Raw genomic sequence first — 20,529 nt, forward strand, 5'->3', positions numbered from 1 at the left:
GAAAGGGACGAAGGAGCGAAAAACATTCACTCATTCACTCATTGACTCATTCAATCATTGACTCATTCAGTCATTCAAAATTAAAAAAACAGTGGATTTACTAAGATTTATAACGGCAGGCTCAGTTGACGATGGCAAAAGCACATTGATCGGGCGTTTGCTTTACGATACAAAAAATATCCTGGCCGATCAGATGGAAGCCATCGAACGCGCCAGCAAAACCCGCAACGCCGGGGAAATCGACCTTGCATTGCTGACAGACGGACTCCGCTCGGAACGCGAGCAGGGTATTACGATCGACGTGGCTTACAAATATTTCCAAACGCCGAACCGCAAGTTTATCAGCATTGATGCACCGGGCCATATCCAGTATACCCGTAATATGGTGACCGGCGCCTCCAACGCGGACCTGGCGATTATTCTCGTCGATGCGCGTCATGGAGTGGTAGAACAAACCCGCCGCCATTCGCTGATCGCTTCCATGCTGGGCATCCCCCATGTGATCGTAGCGGTCAACAAAATGGATCTCGTTGGAAACTCTGAAGATGCATTTCTGGAAATTGCAAAATCCTACACTGAGCTCGCTGAAAAACTGGCGATCAAAGACCTGACAATCATCCCCGTGAGCGCGCTGAATGGCGACAATATCGTTGAAAGATCGGAAAGCATGTCGTGGTATGCCGGCGAAACATTGCTTTCGGTGTTGGAGAATGTCAATGTCCTCAAGGATCAAAATCTGGACGACGGCCGTTTTGCCGTTCAATACGTGATCCGTCCTCAAACCGACGAGCTTCACGACTACCGTGGCTACGCGGGTCGTGTACAAAGCGGAAGCTTCAAAAAAGGCGATCTGATCCGCGTTTTGCCGTCGGAAAGAGAATCTAAAATTGCTAAAATCGAATTTGGCGGAAACGAAATCGAAGAGGCGTCTGTTCTTGAGTCTGTAACGATATTGTTGGAAGACGATATCGACATCAGCCGCGGGGATACCATAGTTTCTGTAAACAATTCCCCGATCGTGAGCCAGGATATAGAGGCGCTTGTTTGCTGGATGGACGACAGAAAAACACTGAAACCAGGTAATAAATATGTACTTCAGCACGGAACGGCGAGATCCCGCTGCTCTGTCCGCGACATCGAGTACCAGATAGACATCAATTCATACGAAAAACTGGATGAGGTGGAGAGCCTGAAACTGAACGATGTAGCAAGGATCGTTCTTCGGACAGCCCAGCCCATCGCATACGATCCCTATCAGAAAAACCGCGCAAACGGCGCAGCGATCCTGATCGACGAAACGTCAAACGTGACGGTGGGGGCTTGTATGATCGAGTAAGGTACCGGTTGCCGGTGAAAACACCGGCAACACGCCACAATCTTAGGCTATGCGCGGACGTATTGTTGGTGACAACACCAACAACGCTAGAATGTCATCCTGAGCGTAGTCGAAGGATCATCGCACCAACGTCACCGCACTATTGAATAAAAATATACTATCCCGATAGACGATTAGAATATCACCATGAGCGAATTAATCATTTCTGACAAAGTATCCGCGGTTGCCAAACGCGATATCATTGACCTCCAACAAAAAATCGGTGGTTTCTATTCCGGAGAAACACCGGAAGAAGCGTTCCGCAAGTTCCGTCTGACACGCGGTGTGTATGGTCAACGTCAACCTGGTGTGCAGATGATCCGTATTAAATTGCCTTACGGACGCATTACTGCCGACCAACTGGTGCGCATTGCAGATACTTCGGACAAATTTGCAACCGGTAACCTGCACGCCACAACACGCCAGGATATCCAGCTGCACTTTGTAAAACTTTCCGACTCCCCCCAGCTCTGGGCCGACCTGGAAGATGCAGGAATTACATTGAAAGAAGCTTGTGGTAATACGATCCGTAACGTTACGGCGTCGTCCATCGCGGGTATCGATCCGGATGAGCCGTTCGACGTTACGCCGATCACCCATTCGATCTTCTCCTATTTCCTCCGCAACCCAATCAATCAGGATATGGGTCGGAAGTTTAAAATTGCCGTTTCTTCTTCTGAAAAAGACAGCGCACTGGCATTTATCCACGACGTAGGCCTGATCGCGAAAATGGGTCAGAACGAAGCCGGCGAAACTGTTCGCGGGTTCAAAGTACTGATCGGCGGCGGGCTTGGTGCACAGCCATTCTCTGCGCAAACCGCATTTGAATTCCTGGAAGAAGATAAGGTTATACCTTTCATTGAAGCCATGCTCCGCGTGTTCGACCGCTATGGCGAGCGCGTACGCAGGCACAAGGCGCGTATGAAATTCCTGCTGAACGACCTCGGTCTCGAAGGCATGATGGAAAAAGTGGAAGAAGAGCGTAAAGCGGTGCGTAACAAGATATTCCAGATCCCGGAAGACCTTTTTGGCACCAATGAATACGAGGCGATCAATCACGCGCCGCGCCCTTCATTGTCCGAAGCGGAAATCCTGAAAATTGCAGCGGAAAGCATCGACGCCGATAAGCTCGATATCTTCACCAAATGGCTGCGCACCAATACATTTGAACAAAAACAAAAAGGCTGGTATGCCGTGCAGTTGCGCGTGTTGCTGGGCGATATGATCTCCGACACCGCCCGCAGCCTTGCCGACGTAGTCCGTAAATATGCCGCCGACGATATTCGCGTTACCGTTAACCAAGGGTATATCCTTCGTTTTGTAAAAGGAGAAGACCTGGTAGCCATTTACCACGAACTCGCAAAACTGGGGTTGGTTAATCCCGGCTTCGACAGCACGATGGACATTACCACATGCCCCGGAACCGATACCTGTAACCTCGCGATTTCAAGCAGCTATGGTATCACCCGCGTGCTCGAAGACGTAATGCGCGATGAGTATCCGGAAATGATTTATAATCAGGATATTAAAATAAAGATCAGCGGCTGTATGAACGGTTGCGGCCAGCACAATGCGGCCAATATCGGTTTCCATGGCAGCTCGATCAAGAATGGTAAACTGGTACTTCCTGCATTGCAGGTGTTGCTGGGCGGCGGTTTCTCCGGTGATGGCATTGGTCTGATCGGCGATAAGGTCATTAAAGTCCCTACCAAACGCGGACCCGAAGTGTTGCGCCTGCTTTTTAATGATTATGAAGCAAATGCATTCGACGGCGAGTATTTCAACCAATACTACCTGCGCCAGACTAAAAATTACTTCTTCCAGTTGCTGAAACCGCTCGCGGACCTCACAACGGTACAGGACGACGATTACCGCGACTGGGACCACGATGAACTGTTCAAAACAGAAATCGGAGTTGGTGAATGTGCTTCCGTACTGGTTGACCTCGTTGCCACTACGATCATCGAAGGTCAGGAGAAGCTGAACCTGGCGAAAGAATCTTTCCAATCGGGTGTTTGGGCTGATGCGATTTACCATGCCTACAACGTGTTCATCACCGGCGCGAAAGGCTTGTTAATGTCGAAAGACGTGACCACGAATACGCAGTATGGCATTATCAACGATTTTGAAACGCATTTCGGACAGGATTTCAAATATGATGTACCAGCTGAATTTGCAGTAGAAAATCAGGTAGAAACACCGTTCAAAGCATTGGTTTTCAGCATTAATAAATTCGAACCGAGCGAAGCGTTCGCAGAGTATTTCATCAGCAGTTCAGCGCATTTCCTGAACTTCGTCCGGGATACCCGCGAGGCGCAATTAATCGAAACCGGAGAGCCTGCATTGCAGGAGCTTTCTTTCGGAAAAGATAGTTAATAGGGCTTTCGGCTGTCGGTCATCGGCAGTCGGCTTTTTACTTTGGCTGATGTTTTTCAGTACCAATAGCATTCAAGCCGATTGCCGACAGCCGATTGCCGAAGTCGATCTCACCATGAAACTGACACTTATCGGTGCAGGTCCGGGCGATCCCGACCTGATCACCCTCAAAGGGATCAAGGCCCTGCAAAAAGCGCGGGTTGTCCTGTACGATTCCCTTGCCCACCCTTCATTACTGGATTATTGTCCCGAAGACTGCGTTAAAATCCTTGTCGGAAAACGATTTGGTAAAACGAGCTGCGGGCAGGACGAGATCAATGAACTGATCGTCGAGAAAGCGCGTCAATACGGCGAAGTAGTGCGCCTGAAGGGCGGCGACTCGTTCATATTTGGTCGTGGGTATGAAGAAATCGTTTTCGCAGCCGAACACGGCATCGAATCCGAAGTGATCCCAGGCATTTCCAGTAGCTATGCAGTGCCTGCATTGGCCGGTATTCCGCTGACTTCCCGTGGCGTGAGTGAGAGCTTCTGGGTGATCACCGGCACCACCAAAGCGCACGAGCTTTCCAAGGACGTGTACCTTGCTGCCCAATCCACGGCGACAGTCGTAATCTTAATGGGCCTCCATAAATTGCAGGAGATCGTCGCCATTTATTCGGAGCTGGGCCGGTTCGACGAGGCCATCTCTATTATCCAGAACGGGACTTTGGAAAACCAGAAGGTCGTGACGGGCAAGATCGGCAACATTGTACCGCTTTCGCAGGTAAGTGAGATGACGTCGCCTGCCATTATCGTGATTGGAAAAGTGGCTGCATTGCCGGATCTTTCTTACGATAAAGTGCGCGAAATGATGCAGAAGTCACAGTCGGTAAACGGCCTGGCAGATTAAAGCAGGCCCAGTAGCCAGTCGATATTGATGCTGCGTTCGTGGCCCCTGAACTCCACAAAGTAGATAATCCCCGCAAGAATTACATAACTGATAAACAGCCACTTCTTCTTGACTTCGTACTGGTCACGGTGATGGAAATAGTCGTACACCATGGAGGCGCTGAAACCAAAGATCATCAGCGCAAAACACAGTATGCCGCAATCCTGGCGGTAGTGCTTATATGCGTGCAGTGCGGGAGCACCCAGTACCAGATACATCAACCACATCCCGAAGCCTATCCGGTACAGGTAAACGCTTAGTCTGCGATCATTCTTGATATCAAACAATCCTTCAAGCATAGCATTAATTCTACGGTTTGAATCAGTGAATATAAGAAAAATGAAAGTTTAATCCTAAGGCTCGCCCATGGGTGTTCGTATGCAACGACTTAATTTACAATGTATACAACCTCTCAACCGGTACCGATCACCGGATTCTATCAGGTAAAATGCAGTGAAAGTATTACCTTTGCACACTTATTACTGGTTTAGTACAAGATGTTTCCTCCATGAACGCGTTCCTTACCCATTTGTTTTTGATTCTGCTCAATGCGGTTTCAAGGCTGTCGTGGGGAATGCTCTACAAGCTCTCCGACATTTTCCGTTTTCTCATTTTTGATATAGGCCAGTATCGGAAAAAGGTCGTATTGAACAACCTCCGGAACAGTTTCCCCACCTACGACGAGCAGGCCATCCACGCGATTGCAGCCAAATTTTACCGCAATTTCACTGATATCATTTTTGAAACGATCAAACTCAAATCTATTTCCAGGGGAGAGCTGTTAACCCGGATCGATCTCGACGTGTCTATTCTGGACCACTACTACGCGAAAAATCAGAATTTAGTCGTCGTTGCGGGACACCTGGGTAACTGGGAAATGCTGAACCTGTTTGGCTCGGCACGACTGTCACATCAAATGGTCGTAGTGTACCACGAACTTCAAAATGATGCATTTGAAGATTGGTTTAAAAATGTGAGGACGCGGTTCGGGACCGAAATGGTCACCATGAAGGAAGCTATTTCCAAAGCCATGCAACCGCGCGACCGACCTTTTATATTTATACTGATCAACGACCAGTCGCCCGTACCGGAAAAAGCGTTCTGGACGAAATTCCTAAACCAGGATACCGGTGTGTTTCGGGGTGTGGAACTGATCGCGCGGCGACTTAATTCTCCCGTTTTGTATATGGCGGTTTTAAAGAATGAAGTAAAAAGAGGATTCTATAAAGCTCATTTCAAACTGATTACGGAAACACCGAAACAGGCGCCCAACAATAGCATTTTACAGGCGCAGATTGGCTTTCTGGAGCAAGACATTATTCAACAACCGGACAACTGGCTTTGGTCACACAAACGCTGGAAACACAAAAAGCCCGAAAATCTTCCGCAATCACAATTATTACAGGAGCTTCAAAGTGAATAAACCGGTCAAATTCCTCATCCTGCGCTTTTCTTCCATCGGTGACATCGTACTCACGACGCCCGTGGTTCGCTGCCTGAAAAAGCAGATGCCGGAGGCCGAAATTCATTATTTTACCAAAAGCAAGTTTGAATTCCTGCTGCACGACAATCCGTACATTGATAAGGTATGGCTGCTCGAAAAGCATAATACCGGTGAACTTTTGCCAGTACTCAAAAAGGAGAAGTTCGACTATATCATCGATCTCCACCGCAATATCCGTACGTTACGCATCAAATGGACGCTCGGCGCGCCGGCATTCAGCTTCGAAAAGTTGAATGTGCAAAAGTGGCTGATGACGCAGTTTAAGGTCAATTACCTGCCTGATGTTCACATTGTAGATCGCTGTTTGGATACCCTGAAAACATTTAACATCCAAAACGACGGCGAAGGACTCGACTACTTCATTCCCTATAAGGATCAGGTAGAACTCGAATGGCTGCCCGAAACGCACCGGAAAAGCTACGTCGCCTACGCGATCGGCGGGCAACATTTCACGAAGAAAATGCCCGTTCCCAGGATGATCGAACTTTGCCGGAAGATCAACCACCCGGTCATTTTGCTAGGCGGGCCGGAAGATCTGGAAGCCGGCGAGGCGATCCGTGCCGCATTGGGCAATGCGCAAATCCTGAACGCTTGCGGAAAATACAATTTCAACCAATCGGCTTCATTAATACAGAAGGCATTGATCGTATTCTCTCACGACACCGGACTAATGCACGTTGCGGCTGCATTTCACAAAAAAGTGTATTCGATCTGGGGCAATACGATCCCCGAATTCGGCATGTACCCTTATCGCACGGCATTTGAAAAGCTGGAAGTAAAAGGCCTCGATTGCCGGCCGTGCTCGAAGATCGGCCATAAGGAATGCCCGAAAAAGCATTTCAAATGCATGAACGATATTTCGTTCGATTTCCCGATCCCAGAACTCCCGCAGAAAAATTAGTGTTGCATTTCCGACAATCCGTTCATCCACACAAACATCCAAAATGGCAAAAAAAGTAAACATTGGTCTGGTGCAAATGAGCTGCAGTTCGGACATTGATGCTAACTTTCAGAAGGCTACCGAAAAAATCCGCGAAGTTGCGCAAAAAGGCGCGAACATAATCTGTCTGCAAGAGCTTTTCAAATCGCTGTATTTCTGTGACGTTGAAGACCACAGCAATTTCAGCCTGGCCGAGGCGATTCCGGGCCCTTCCACCGACACATTGGGTGCCTTGGCCAAAGAACTGGGCGTGGTGATCATTGCGTCGCTGTTTGAAAAGCGGGCGCACGGATTGTACCATAATACCACCGCCGTACTCGACGCCGACGGCACCTACCTGGGCAAATACCGCAAAATGCACATACCCGATGACCCAGGCTACTACGAAAAATTCTATTTCACCCCCGGGGATGCACCGGTAACAGAGCAGGACACCGATGGTTACCGGGTTTTCGACACGAAGTTTGCCCGGATCGGCGTGCTCATTTGCTGGGACCAGTGGTACCCGGAAGCAGCCCGCATTACGAGCCTTATGGGTGCGGAAATCCTCTTCTACCCTACCGCGATCGGCTGGGATACCAACGAAACCGACCCGATCATCAATGAGGAGCAATACGGCGCATGGCAAACCGTCCAACGCGGGCATGCCGTCGCGAATGGCGTGTACGTGGTTTCGGTGAACCGTGTTGGCCGCGAAGCCGATCAGCAGTTCTGGGGCGGCTCGTTCGTGGCCAATCCCCAGGGAAGATTGCTTTACCTGGCACCGCACGAAGAAGAAGTCACACACGTGGAAGAGCTCGACCTTGCCAAACTCGACTTTTACCGAACCACCTGGCCATTCCTGCGGGATCGCCGCGTGGATTCCTATCGCCCGATCTTAAAGCGGTTCATCGACTAGCTCGATTTTCAAAATATAACTTTTTTAATATCATTAAAAAGAGCGCCTTGCAATGAGGGCGCTCTTTTTAATTGTCCGCCCGGCGAATATGCATGAAGAAGCGAAAAAGAGATTAGTAACCCAATGTTACAATAATTAGTGACTCGAACTTCGGTAAACATCTATATTTTAGACAATTACGGGCACAAAATCCAAGTATTAATCTACAAGATCAGTAGGGAGGGCTAAAAATCGGATTAGTAAAATTATTTATCAAATTATTACAATAACATTTTATATTCATTTTAAATGACCAATTTTTATTGCAAAAAACTTCAATTTTTAAATGCAATCTCTTGCATTATTTGACATTGTCAGTATATTTGAAAAGTCATTAAACGAATGACAGAACTTCTAAACCGAAGATATATTCCAGCCGCACATGAATATATCTGACCGTGTTGAGAGGGGCTTACTGAAAACGAGGCAGGCCAAATCGTGGCTACCTGGTAGGTTGCGCTCCAACACAATATAATTTTTTTAATACAGGTTTCTTGATACCGTGGACAAACACCCATTGTCGACGTTTGGCTTTTCTTTGGCCTTACTGAAACAGTTCACACTGTTTGTCCTCGATTAAAGAGGGTATTGCTTTCCGGAAAAGCAGTGTTGCAAGCTTATGGCTGTGTTGTTCTGTCCACGCGAAAGTGTGTGCGGCGCACGGCAGTGTGGACGCCTCACAGCCATAACTTTTTTTCTCCTCCTACTACTACCGAACACCTAACAATTTAACTCTGATTCCCCATGCGTAAAGTTCTACTCTTATTTATATGGGCTTGTCTGTGTTCTCCGGTCGCTTTCGCACAAGTGCGGCAACTGACCGGCAAGGTTACGGCAGCCGAAGATGGTCTCGGACTTGCAGGAGCTTCAATCATTTACAAAGGCACCAATGTGGGTACAAACGCCGATGCTGACGGTAATTTCAGCTTTTCGGTTCCGGACGACGGCGTGCTCGTCATTTCATATGTGGGTTTCCTGATCAAAGAAATGCCGATCGGAAACCAAACCAAATTCGACATCAAGCTGGACGCCGACACGCGACAGCTGGCCGAGGTAGTAGTAACTGCATTCGGTATCGAGCGTGAGAAAAAGGCGTTGGGATATACAGTACAGGAAGTAAAGGGTAGCGCATTGACCGAGTCGCGTTCAACGAATGTGGCGAATGCACTTTCCGGAAAAATTGCCGGGGTACGCGTGCAGTCGAACGGCGGGCCGGGAAGTGGTTCTACCATCCAGATCCGCGGTTCTTCTTCGGTTTCGGGAAACAACCAGCCATTAATCGTCATCGACGGCGTGCCTATGGAACAAACAGCCAACAAAACGTGGGGTGGCGGTATCTCGGAGATCAACCCCGACAATATCAAGGAAATGTCGGTATTAAAAGGGCCTAATGCGGCTGCATTGTACGGCTCACGCGCTGCCAACGGCGTTATCCTCATTACCACCAAAAACGGCCAGGGCACCAAAGGATTGGGCGTGGATATCAACTCCAACATTACTTTCGAGCGCCCGTGGATCAAACCTGACTTTCAGAACACTTATGGGGGTGGTAATGGCTACCGCACCTGGTATAACGACGGATGGAGCGGCAATATCACCGATCCGAAAGAAATTGCGCAATACCGCGCCGTTTACGACGCAAGATATCCTCTCGCAGGATCAGAAGGGACCGATGAAAGCTGGGGAGCTCCAATGGACGGGCGCCTGGTGAGACAGTGGTGGACTGGTGACGATGTTGCACCACTGACTCCCCAGCCCAACAACTGGGATGAGTACTGGAATACCGGCCGTACCACAACCAACAGCATCGCCCTGAACGGCGGTAACGACAAAGGTTATTTCCGCCTCGGCCTGAGCCGCGTGGACCAGACGGGCATCATGTACTACAATGATTTCCACAGAAACAACTTCCGCATCAACTCGGGCTACAATCTGACCAAAAACCTGAGCATTACGCTTTCAGGCGAGTACATCAAATCCGGTTCGGATAACAAGAGCTACGGCAGCGGGCAAGAGTTCATCTGGTCGCACCGTCACGTTTCCTGGGCGCAGCTGCGCGACTACGAAAGCTACATGGATGTGCACAACCAGCGCGGCAACGACACCGATCCGCCTAACTGGCAGCACACATTCTTCACCAACCCATATTTCTCGCAAAAGAGATTGCCGCAAAGCAACGAGAAGGACCGGTTGCTTGGGAACATTGCATTGAACTACAAAATCCTGCCTTCACTGAGCCTGATGATCCGAAGCGGCACCGATTTCTGGTCCGATACGCGCATTAACGTATCCAACTTCCTGCGTATCCGCAATGGCGTACGCACACCGGGACGCTACTCGGAGGAAGTGCTCCGCAGCCAGGAAACCAACTCCGATTTCATGCTGACCTACAACAAGAACATCAACCCGGATTTTGGATTGAATGTGCAGCTGGGAGGTATCAAGCGCACGAACTATTACAAAAGAAATTATTTCTATGTAGGCGAGCTCGTTGTGGATGGCCTTTACAACGCAGGGAACTCAGTTTCCAGCCAAAACACCATTGAAAGTGAGATCAGGAAGTCCGAAACGCAAAGCTTGTTCGGAACGGCTAACCTTTCATGGAGGGACGCATTGTTCCTCGATCTGACCGCCCGTAACGACTGGTCGAGCACACTGCCTGCTAATGCACGCTCGTACTTTTACCCTTCGGCATCATTGAGTGCAGTATTAACGGAGCTGTTCGATGTAAAGAGCAATGTATTCACATTCGGTAAAGTGCGGGCGAGTTATGCGCAAGTGGGTAACGATGCAACCCCCTACCAACTGGCCCAAACCTACCTGGCAAAAGGCCCGTGGAATGGCTCTGTGCCTAAATTTTCGGAAAACATCGAAATCCCCAACAGCGGCCTGAAACCGGAAATCACCACCGGCCTCGAACTCGGCGCAGACCTCCGGTTTCTGAAAGGTAAGATCGGCCTGGATGTGACCTATTATGAGCAAACTACCAAAGACCAGATCCTGGGCGTAGAAATTTCCAAAGCGAGCGGTTACAACACACGCATTCTGAATGCCGGCAAGATCACCAACAAAGGGGTCGAAATCTCCATCTCGGGAACGCCGGTGAAACTTCCGGGCGGTTTTAGCTGGGATGTGTCGCTCAACTGGGCCCGTAACCGAAACAAAGTGGTGGAACTCGCAGAAGGTCTCACAACCTACACCCTTGCAACGCAGCGCGGTATGTCATCGGAAGCACGCGTAGGACAGCCTTATGGCACTTTTTACGGCGTAGGTTTTCAGAAATACAATGGACAAGTGGTTTATGGGGCAAATGGTCTTCCGCTGACAGCGGCGGGACAAAGACTGGGCAATATCCAGCCCGACTGGATCGGCGGTGTGCAGAACACCCTTAACTACAAAGGTTGGTCGTTGAGCGCACTGGTAGACGTCCGCATGGGCGGCGACATTTATGACGAAGGCACCGGAACTGCCCGCTGGACAGGCCAGTATGCAGAAACTGCATTGGGCCGCGAGGAAGGTGTGATCGGGCAGGGTGTTCGTGAAGTGACAGCTGTGGATGGTTCAAAATCCTATGTTCCAAACGACATTATCGTGACGGCCAACCAGCTTTATGGATACAGCAACCCGCGTAACTACCACGAGTCGGCGATTTTCGATGCGAGCTATGTAAAACTGCGCGAACTGTCGCTGGGCTACACTTTCAGTCCTTCATTATTGAAAAAGGTAAAAATCCAGTCGGCTAAGATATCGCTGGTAGGCCGCAACGTCTGGATGATCTTCAAAAACACCCCGCATATCGATCCGGAGATCGATGCGAAAGGTGGAAATCAGCAAGGATTCGGTTATGGCGAGCTGCCCAGCTCCCGCAGCATCGGTGCAAACCTCTCGCTGTCATTCTGATCCCGTTCAATTATTTGAAGACCTAAAAGCATTTCGAGATGAAAAAAATATCGATACATAGAAACATCTGGATGACAGCCCTGGCCGGCGCATTGAGCATCACCAGCTGCACCAAGGATTTCGACAGCATGAACGTGAGCCCGAACAGCCCTACGGCCATCGGACCACAATATCTGCTCCCTAACGGCATCGAAACATCCGTAGACCGCTACTGGGGTCACCGCGAACGCTTCGAGCGCATTAATATTGATGCTGCCGAATTGTACGTACAGCATCTGACCCGCAACATTTACAGCAACGAAGGCGACGACTACACCGTTTCACCGGCATTGCTTTCCAATAACTGGAAGGGCTTTTTCAACGACGGCCTGCTGAACTTTCAGCGGATCATCAACCAAACAAATGCTGAATCTGCTTCACCTAACGCTAACTACGAGGGAGTCGCGCTGGTTATGCGTACCTGGGTATTCTCCCTGCTCACCGACATGTACGGTTCGATCCCTTACACCGACGCGATCAAAGGCACAGCCAGCGAGCCTATTTACACGCCGAAATACGATTCGATGGAAACCATTTACGCCGGCTTGCTGAATGATCTGAAAATGGCCAACGAAAAACTGACGGTAGGCGGCCCGGCCATTGCGGGTGACATTCTGTATGAAGGCAATATCCTAAAATGGAAGAAGTTTGCCAACTCGCTTCGTCTGCGACTGGCTAACCGGCAGGCAGCGAAGAAACCGGCTGAATCGAAAGCGATATTCGCGGAGATCCTGGGCGACGCAACTAAATTCCCGATTTTCACGAGCAATGCGGATAATGCTTCTCTGAAATGCACAACGGTGCTTCCGAGCAACAACGAATGGAACCAGATCCTGATCCAGGGCGGCCGTACTGACTGGAACATCAGCAAAACGCTGGCCGACAAAATGAATGCGCTGGGCGACACCCGCATTACCGTGTATGCCAATCCCAATAAGGACGGCCTGTACCAGGGGCATGCTAACGGCCTTCCCGACGCCATCGCTACCAACTATCTGGCCACCAGCTCGACGATCGGCAAGGCGTTCACAGATGCCGCTGCGCCGGAAGTGATCATGACCTACGCGGACCTGAACTTCATCCTGGCCGAAGCGGCTGTCGATGGAGATATCACCGCCGATGCTAAAAAGTATTTCGAAGAAGGCATTACCGCCTCATTTGCCCAGTACGGCCTTACGCCGCCAGCGGGCTACATGGCCAAAGCCGGCCCGGTAAGCAAGGAGAAGATTCTGGAACAGAAATGGATCTCGCTCTTCGGGCAAGGCGTCGAAGCGTGGATCGAATGGCGGAGAACCGGCTTCCCGGTATTTCCCGCACCCGACCCCCGCGCGGTGCTGAACAACGGCGGTATCCTCCCTACCCGCTTCAATTATCCGGCATCCGAGTATTCCCTGAATGCCGCTGCCGTGGCCGACGGCGCGAAGCTCAATAGCGGTGCCGACGATATGAAAACGAAGCTGTGGTGGGCTGAGAAATAATGATTTATTCCAACTCCAAGATTTTGAAGATGATGAAAAATATCAAATCGCTTTTCCCTTCTGCGCTGGTACTGCTGGCATCGACGTTCGGCTTTGTATCCTGTAAAGAAGAAGATCCGTTCCTCGACAGCGCCGTAGCACCGGTACTGGTCGACATCGTTGGCGCGCCTTTCGGGGCCCCCATTGCCAGCACACCATCCGTTGCCTACGACAGCTCCATGCAAGAGCTTGTGCTGACTTCCCGATTGTTTGAATTAGATAAAACCAATATTCTCGACCACACAAAAGGCATCGATTCAATCCCGGTACCGAATCTGGCGATCAAAATTGCGTATGACCTCACAAAAAGTGTGAAGCCGGGTACATTAAAATTCAATGGGCAGACTTTCACATTCACCGCCGAGACTTACAAATCCTCAGGTGTGCTGGGAGAAGTGAAGTCGGATGCGAATGGCGTTATCACGATCAAAACCACCTATGCAGCGTTAGGCCTCACCGGCAATCGGATTCAGCGAAAGGACGACATTATCAAACTCACATGGACCGGCTCTCATAAAGGCATTGCGTTCACGCGCACGTCGCAAATGTCCATAACAAAGAATTAACTGCATAATATTCATAAAGCAGAATTTTACGACTATCAAAATCGCATTTCACAGAAATAGACCTTTGAATTTTATTAAATTACAGTATAGATCGTCACGTACTTACTAAACAATTGAGCAATGAATCAAAAAATTGACCGTCGCAATCTGTTAAAATCCGGTCTAATGGCATTAGGCGGCATGGCCGTAGCCCCACACCTGAGCGCTGGCGCATTTGCCGGCACACCATTGTCACTGGATCCCGAAAACCGTATTTACCGCAGCCCAATGGTAAGAGAGCATTTCTTGCCAGCTGATTTCAAAGCGCCAAAGATCGTTGCCAGACTAAGTGCTAACGAAAACCCATACGGACCACCGATGTCCGCACAGAAAGCAGTGGCAGAATCCGTGAAAAACGGTAACCGTTACGCATGGAAAGAAATGTATGACCTGATCGACAAGATCGCCAAAAAAGAAGGCGTAACTGCCGACCATATCATGATGGGCCCGGGCTCTTCCGACCTGCTTGAAAAAGTAGCTTTGGTTACATTCATGAAAGGCGGGAATATCGTATCGGCCGACCCTTGCTACATGTCTCTGGTGAGCGTTGCCAAATCCGTCGGTGCCACCTGGAAGCCCGTTCCCTGTACCGCCGATTGGTCACACGACCTCAAAGCTATGGAAGCCGCGATCGACAAGGACACCAAGCTGGTATATGTTTGTAACCCAAATAACCCGACCGGAGCCATTACCAAAGGCCAGGACCTGCTTGATTTCTGCTCACGCGTTTCCGAAAAAGTGCCTGTTTTCGTAGACGAAGCGTACATCGAACTGGCAGTGGGCGCGGATACTCAGAGCATGGTATCGCTGCTCGCTCAGAAGAAAAACGTGATCGTCGCCCGCACTTTCTCCAAAATTATGGGCATGGCAGGTATCCGGGTAGGTTACATCGCAGCACAGCCGGAATTTCTGGAGAGTATCAATAAAATCACCCGTGGCGGAATGGGTATTTCCTATACTTCCATCTTCGCCGCATCCGCCAGTCTCGACGACAAAGACTTCCAGGGCAACACCCGCAAACTGAATCACGAGGCAAAAACATATCTGTACGAAAACCTCGACAAGATGGGTTACAAGTACATTCCTTCGTACACTAACTTCGTGCTCTTCCCGATCAGCATCACAGGCAAGGAGTTATTAACCAAAATGACTGCAAAAGGCATTGCAGTGCGCTCCTTCGATATTCAGAGCAAACCATGGTGCCGCGTTAGCATCGGTACAATGGACGAAATGAAAGCCTTCGTTGGCGCACTGAGCGCGTTGAGCTAAAAAATGTCACACTGAGCGGAGTCGAAGTGCACGCGCTATCGCCACTGTCCTTCGACTTCGCTCGGGATGACATTCACGCATTGTCACACTGAGCGCACCGGGCCGCCGGGCGGTCGAAGTGCATGCGACAACTGTAAAATTTTCACTCCTGTTACTACCTTTTTACAATACTCCGCGAAAGCGACACCCTCTTTAATCATCGATAACTCCTATTGACTCATTCAAATATTCTGAATTATGAGTGATGCATTACAAAAAACCATTACACTCTTACTGCTGATTGCTTTGGGGTTATTGCTCAAAAGCAAATTCAAGAATAAAGACCAGACCAACGGTATCAAGGAGATCATCCTGTCGGTCGCATTGCCATCGACGATATTCATTTCGCTGATGAAGATCGATATAGACTCTTCGATGTTCATCATACCGCTGGTGACGCTGGTATTCAACTTTTTAATGTTCTTCTCTGCGCCGCTTGCTTTCGCATTGTTTGGCATAGAAAAAAACAGCCCTACCGGCCGCACACTGATGATGCTGATCCCGTCACTGGCACCCGGACTTTCGTGTTTTCCTTTCATTGCGGAATTTCTGGGAGAAAAAAGTCTGGCCATCGCGGCCCTTGCGGATGTGGGAAACAAATTCTTTGTTTTGATCTCCCTCTATATCCTGGCAATGAATATGTTCCTGAAAAACAGCGACGACAAGGAGACCAAAATGGGCGGTAAGCTGAAAAGTCTTTTTGCGAGCATGTTCCAGGAACCCATTAATCTGCTCATTTTCATTGCAATTATCCTGCTGAGCCTGGGTATCAATTACAGCACATTACCTCCATTGGTCGTGGACATTTTTGATAAAACCAGCGCTATGATGACCCCGCTTGTGTTGCTGTTCATTGGGCTGGCCGTGCAACTAAAGGAAGGGAAGAAGCGTATCGTTGCATGTATCCTGTTCTTCCGCGCGGGCATTACGATGCTCATCAGCGCGGGGATGATCTATGTCCTGCATATTACTGATCAGAATATGGTGTTACTGGCGATCGTGATCCCGTTAAGTGCGGCGAGCTTCTGGCCACTCGCACACATCTCGGCATTCAACCTGCGGGAGGATGCCAAATCCATGCCCAAGGAAAAAAGAACATTTGATCTGGAACTGGCCGTGTTGTTACTTGCATTCTCATTACCATTCTCAACGATATTAATTCTTTCCATTTTGTCATCGGGCTCGTTTTTTGCGCATACCTCCACGCTGATTACAGCGGGGCTGGTGCTGATTTGCCTGGGGGCCGTCCCCAATGTAGTCAGTAAAGTATTTGTAAAAATGTCCAAGGCATCGTCCTAACTGAAAGTTGTATGCATAAAACCCTGGTTACGTTTTCCTTTTCACTCCTGTCGTTAAGCGTATTTGCCCAAACCGAAATCACCGCCGTCAGCAGCATTCAATCGCAGGCGACGATCAGGATTTCGAAAAGTAAAAAGCACTGCAAGTACTTTTCCGCCAATGCACCCGTCACCATGGCGGACGGAAGTCTGAAATCGATCGCGGAGGTACGTGTAGGCGAGCATGTGAAAACCTGCCGCGATGGCAAGAGCACGACGACGCAGGTCAGACAGATCGATGTGTACAACCAGCCTAATTCCGCGCTGACCGCAGTGTATCTGCGTCCCGCCGAAGAAGTAAGATCGTCAGATTCGCCGATCGTGCCTGCGTTGCTTCTAGAGGCCACGCCCGACCATCGGGTACAGACCAATCGCGGTAAAAAACGCATGAAAAAGCTTTCAAAAAACGACATTTTGTATCACTATGAGCCGTCGACAGGAATCGTGTCCTCCTGGAAAGTAGGGGCTGTGCAACGCAATGCCCGCCGGGTAAGCAGAGCCTACAACCTGGAAACGGTGGATGGCACTTACCTGATCGACAATGTCATGGTAGCTAACAACTAAGCGCATTACTTTACTCGACTTCCCTGAAAGAGCCCTGTTCGCAGGGCTTTTTTCGTGGGTTATCCGGTATTATTCTTCCGATATTCGCGGTCTTCGAAACCTTTTGCGACCTTTGCACTTTCTTTTCTGAGTACTAACGAACACATTACCGCCGTGCCTGCAAATCCCGCTTCATTGACTCCCCGCGAACTTGGTTTTACATTTCCTGCCGAATGGGCACCCCACCGCGCTACCTGGCTCACCTTCCCGCATAACGACGCGTCGTGGCAAGGCAACAAGCTGGCTAAGATGCGCCCCCAATACCTGGCGTTCATCAAGGCGATCAGTCAGGGAGAAAATGTGGGGATTATTGCCAATGACGAAGCATTGAAACAGTTTATCATCGGCGAACTGGACAGAACGGGTGTAGATCTCTCCAAAATTGAATTTATTGTGAAGCCTACCAACGATGCCTGGTGCCGCGATCACGGCCCTTCATTCTTGGTCAATCCGGCTAGTGGTCAGAAAATGATCGTCGATTGGGGCCATAATGCCTGGGGAGGTAAATATCCACCGTATGACGACGATAACAGGACGCCATTGGCTGTGGCCGGGTATTTAAACCTGCCGGTGGTGAACCCCGGTATCATTATGGAGGGCGGCTCGGTCGAATTTAATGGCGCAGGTAGTCTGCTTACCAGCAAATCGTGCCTGCTAAACCCCAACCGCAACCCACACCTGAACCAGCAGGAGATCGAGCAGATCCTTTGCGATTACTACGACATAGAGCAGGTGCTATGGGTTGAAGACGGCATCGTAGGCGACGATACCGATGGCCATATCGACGATACCACGCGATTTGTGAATGAAGACACCATTGTTGCCTGCGTTGAAACCGACCGCACGGATGAAAATTTCGAAGTTTTGAATACCAACCTGCAAATGCTGAGGCAAATGCGACTGGTAAATGGTAAGCCGCTCAATATCATCGAACTGCCCATGCCGAAGGCGGTCATCATCGACGGTTTCCGGACGCCAGGCTCCTATGCGAACTTTCTGATCTGCAATGCAGGCGTCATCGTCCCGGTTTTCAATAATCCGCACGATCAGGTGGCCGTCGATATTCTTGAAAAAGCATTCGCAGGACGGAAGATCATTCCGTTAGAAGCTACCGAAATCATTTGGGGACAAGGCAGTTTCCACTGCCTGAGCCAGCAGGAGCCAGCCATTTAATAGGGTATGCCGGAAAGTTTCATGATTAGCACTTTCCGGTATACTTGTAGCGATGACACCGCCCCTTACACCAGAAAGGCAGGTCCTGGAATCACTGCTTGATAAATGCAATACCATCCTTTCCGAAGCCGGTGTCGACCTTGTAAAAATCACTGTCTACGAAAAGTTTGCCCTGATAAAGCGTTCCATTAACTTCCACACGGTTATCCATATCTTTTTGAAAAGAGAAACCAAGCGAATGCGTACTGGTTATTTTAACACCCGATACAGAATCCCGTGAAACCTGAGTGGCTGCCTGATGCAAAGGAGTATCGACACGAGTCATTCGCACCTTCACACTCTCCTCCGATTCTTTCTCCACAATCCATTCATATTTTCTTTCATCACCCAAATTCGTAAGATACTGCAGGCGGTAGGTCCCCACAAGGAATCGGGTCATATCCGGATCTACGGGTTCTGTCTTATTGCAACCGATCAATGCAGAAAGTGCGATCAATGTAAAAATCCGTTTCATAAGCTTATGATATTTACAACATCAATAAAGTAGGGAATAAGTAAGTAACTGAATTTCAACTATTCAATGTCACCTAAATTTTCCCAAACGCTGCGTTCGTGCAGAAATACATTATAATCCACAAATCCGCGGATGCCATCTGCCCAACCTTTTTCACTATGCTGCCAGAACAGTACATGCGCATCCGAAGCGAGATCGTTCAGATGCGTGCGGGAGTAGCCTGCGAGCCAAAGCGGGTATTCGTCAAAATTGCCGGCAATGTACTTTTTATAATAATGTTCATTGACGTAGATAATTGGCTTTACTCCATAATGTGATTCAATCAGAGTGAGCCAGTTCTTTACCCCTTTGATAATGATATCGTCCGGTTTACCACCGTTCACTTCGAGGTCGAGCACGGGAGGCAAGTCTCCCGCTTCCATTCTAACCTGCCCGATGAAATTGTCGACCTGCCGGTCGGACATTACACGCGGATTATAAAAGTGGTAGGCGCCCCGCTTCATTCCGACTCTTTTGGCTTCGGCCCAGTTGCGCTTAAACTGCCGGTCGAGATGGGTAGCACCCTCTGTCGCTTTGATATAAACAAAGTCGATGCCGACATTTTCTGACCGGGCGCTTTTCAGTTTGTCCCAGTTGATCTTCGCATTGTGGTGGGATACATCAATCCCGTGGACCGCATAACGCAGGGGAAGCTTGATCCCGAACTTACTCATGAACTCCCACTGATTTTCGTCGTTACGGTCCGACCACCAGATCAACGCTCCTATTATCACCACAATAGCAGCAATAATAGCCCAACCTTTCGCCGGAAGCGGTTTCAGATACTTTATTTTACCTACGGAGGGGCGGGTCTTCTTTTTTGCCATACGCTACAAAATTAGTAAAGATCACTATTCCCGGCATACCGCCATTCATTTTCCATAGCTACCACTCATGTACTTTGTAATACATAGTACCTATCATAGCATATATCTTTGAATCAACAAAACGGAAATATTAGCCAACTTTAAAAAGAACATAGCCATGAAACCTTCAATGAAAACAATCGCAATGACAATGGTATTCGCTGCCGCTTTCGCCTTTAATTCTTTTGCTGACGACAAGGAGAGCAAAAAAGTAACTGCATTCGGAACGGGTATTTTTGTTTCCAACAGTGGAAAAATCCATGTTAATGTAGACAAGTACACCAACGAAAAAGCCACTGTACTGATGACGAATCAGAAGGGTGAAGCGATGTACCGCGAGACCATCAGCAAAGGGACCGACAAGTTCAGAAAAGCGCTGAACGTCAAAGAGCTGCCGGCAGGAGATTACACCATCGAAGTTTCCTCAGACGGACAAAAAACCGTAAAGCATTTCGAGGTCTCCGAAGTAAGCACCCAACGCCAGATCTCGGTGAAGTAACTTACACACACCCAAACGAAACGTCCAGATCGGGAATCCGATCTGGACGTTTCGTTTATATGCGGATGG

The 20,529-nt window shown here is 49.2% G+C and carries 17 protein-coding genes; 14 read left to right on the forward strand and 3 right to left on the reverse strand.

Annotated elements, in window-relative coordinates:
• The first annotated feature begins 91 nt into the window (after nt 1-91).
• From BP71_RS16490 to cobA, 3 genes are all read left to right on the forward strand, one after another.
• Complete coding sequence (locus BP71_RS16490) at nt 92-1,336, forward strand: sulfate adenylyltransferase subunit 1 (RefSeq protein WP_496381090.1); 1,245 nt, start codon at nt 92-94, stop codon at nt 1,334-1,336.
• A 186-nt stretch (nt 1,337-1,522) separates the two neighbouring features.
• Nucleotides 1,523-3,751: a ferredoxin-like domain-containing protein gene (locus BP71_RS16495; RefSeq protein WP_496381092.1), complete on the forward strand. Its 2,229-nt coding sequence runs from the start codon at nt 1,523-1,525 to the stop codon at nt 3,749-3,751.
• A 115-nt stretch (nt 3,752-3,866) separates the two neighbouring features.
• Complete coding sequence (gene cobA, locus BP71_RS16500) at nt 3,867-4,640, forward strand: uroporphyrinogen-III C-methyltransferase (RefSeq protein WP_496381094.1); 774 nt, start codon at nt 3,867-3,869, stop codon at nt 4,638-4,640.
• On the opposite strand, the gene BP71_RS16505 is transcribed toward cobA, so the two are convergent.
• Nucleotides 4,637-4,978, reverse strand: a complete 342-nt coding sequence (locus BP71_RS16505; protein WP_496381095.1) for a hypothetical protein — start codon at nt 4,976-4,978, stop codon at nt 4,637-4,639. The genes cobA and BP71_RS16505 overlap by 4 nt on opposite strands.
• A gap of 209 nt (nt 4,979-5,187) precedes the next feature.
• On the opposite strand from BP71_RS16505, the gene BP71_RS16510 reads away from it, so the two are divergent.
• From BP71_RS16510 to BP71_RS16555, 10 genes are all read left to right on the forward strand, one after another.
• Nucleotides 5,188-6,102, forward strand: coding sequence for a lysophospholipid acyltransferase family protein (locus tag BP71_RS16510; protein WP_496381097.1), 915 nt, complete (start codon nt 5,188-5,190; stop codon nt 6,100-6,102).
• A complete protein-coding gene (locus BP71_RS16515; RefSeq protein WP_496381099.1) occupies nt 6,095-7,084 on the forward strand; it encodes a glycosyltransferase family 9 protein in 990 nt (329 codons plus the stop codon). The genes BP71_RS16510 and BP71_RS16515 overlap by 8 nt, the downstream gene beginning before the upstream one ends.
• A gap of 43 nt (nt 7,085-7,127) precedes the next feature.
• Complete coding sequence (locus BP71_RS16520; protein WP_496381101.1) at nt 7,128-8,021, forward strand: carbon-nitrogen hydrolase; 894 nt, start codon at nt 7,128-7,130, stop codon at nt 8,019-8,021.
• Nucleotides 8,022-8,804: 783 nt separating this feature from the next.
• Complete coding sequence (locus BP71_RS16525) at nt 8,805-11,960, forward strand: SusC/RagA family TonB-linked outer membrane protein (protein WP_496381103.1); 3,156 nt, start codon at nt 8,805-8,807, stop codon at nt 11,958-11,960.
• 38 nt (nt 11,961-11,998) lie between these two features.
• Nucleotides 11,999-13,477: a SusD/RagB family nutrient-binding outer membrane lipoprotein gene (locus BP71_RS16530; protein WP_496381105.1), complete on the forward strand. Its 1,479-nt coding sequence runs from the start codon at nt 11,999-12,001 to the stop codon at nt 13,475-13,477.
• Between the two features lie 29 nt (nt 13,478-13,506).
• A complete protein-coding gene (locus BP71_RS16535) occupies nt 13,507-14,082 on the forward strand; it encodes a hypothetical protein (protein WP_496381107.1) in 576 nt (191 codons plus the stop codon).
• A gap of 120 nt (nt 14,083-14,202) precedes the next feature.
• Nucleotides 14,203-15,390, forward strand: coding sequence for a pyridoxal phosphate-dependent aminotransferase (locus BP71_RS16540; protein WP_496381109.1), 1,188 nt, complete (start codon nt 14,203-14,205; stop codon nt 15,388-15,390).
• 237 nt (nt 15,391-15,627) lie between these two features.
• A complete protein-coding gene (locus BP71_RS16545; RefSeq protein WP_496381111.1) occupies nt 15,628-16,728 on the forward strand; it encodes an AEC family transporter in 1,101 nt (366 codons plus the stop codon).
• 11 nt (nt 16,729-16,739) lie between these two features.
• Nucleotides 16,740-17,330, forward strand: a complete 591-nt coding sequence (locus BP71_RS16550) for a Hint domain-containing protein (RefSeq protein WP_496381113.1) — start codon at nt 16,740-16,742, stop codon at nt 17,328-17,330.
• A gap of 153 nt (nt 17,331-17,483) precedes the next feature.
• Nucleotides 17,484-18,542, forward strand: a complete 1,059-nt coding sequence (locus BP71_RS16555) for an agmatine deiminase family protein (protein WP_496381115.1) — start codon at nt 17,484-17,486, stop codon at nt 18,540-18,542.
• Nucleotides 18,543-18,633: 91 nt separating this feature from the next.
• On the opposite strand, the gene BP71_RS16560 is transcribed toward BP71_RS16555, so the two are convergent.
• Nucleotides 18,634-19,056 carry a hypothetical protein gene (locus BP71_RS16560; protein WP_496381117.1) on the reverse strand — a complete coding sequence of 141 codons (423 nt, stop codon included), beginning with the start codon at nt 19,054-19,056 and terminating at the stop codon, nt 18,634-18,636.
• Nucleotides 19,057-19,115: 59 nt separating this feature from the next.
• Nucleotides 19,116-19,922, reverse strand: coding sequence for a glycoside hydrolase family 25 protein (locus tag BP71_RS16565; RefSeq protein WP_496381119.1), 807 nt, complete (start codon nt 19,920-19,922; stop codon nt 19,116-19,118).
• 169 nt (nt 19,923-20,091) lie between these two features.
• Here BP71_RS16565 and BP71_RS16570 point away from each other — a divergent pair, with 169 nt between their 5' ends.
• Complete coding sequence (locus tag BP71_RS16570) at nt 20,092-20,460, forward strand: T9SS type A sorting domain-containing protein (protein ID WP_496381121.1); 369 nt, start codon at nt 20,092-20,094, stop codon at nt 20,458-20,460.
• Nucleotides 20,461-20,529 lie beyond the last annotated feature (69 nt).

The sequence above is a fragment of the Dyadobacter ginsengisoli DSM 21015 genome, assembly GCF_059568735.1.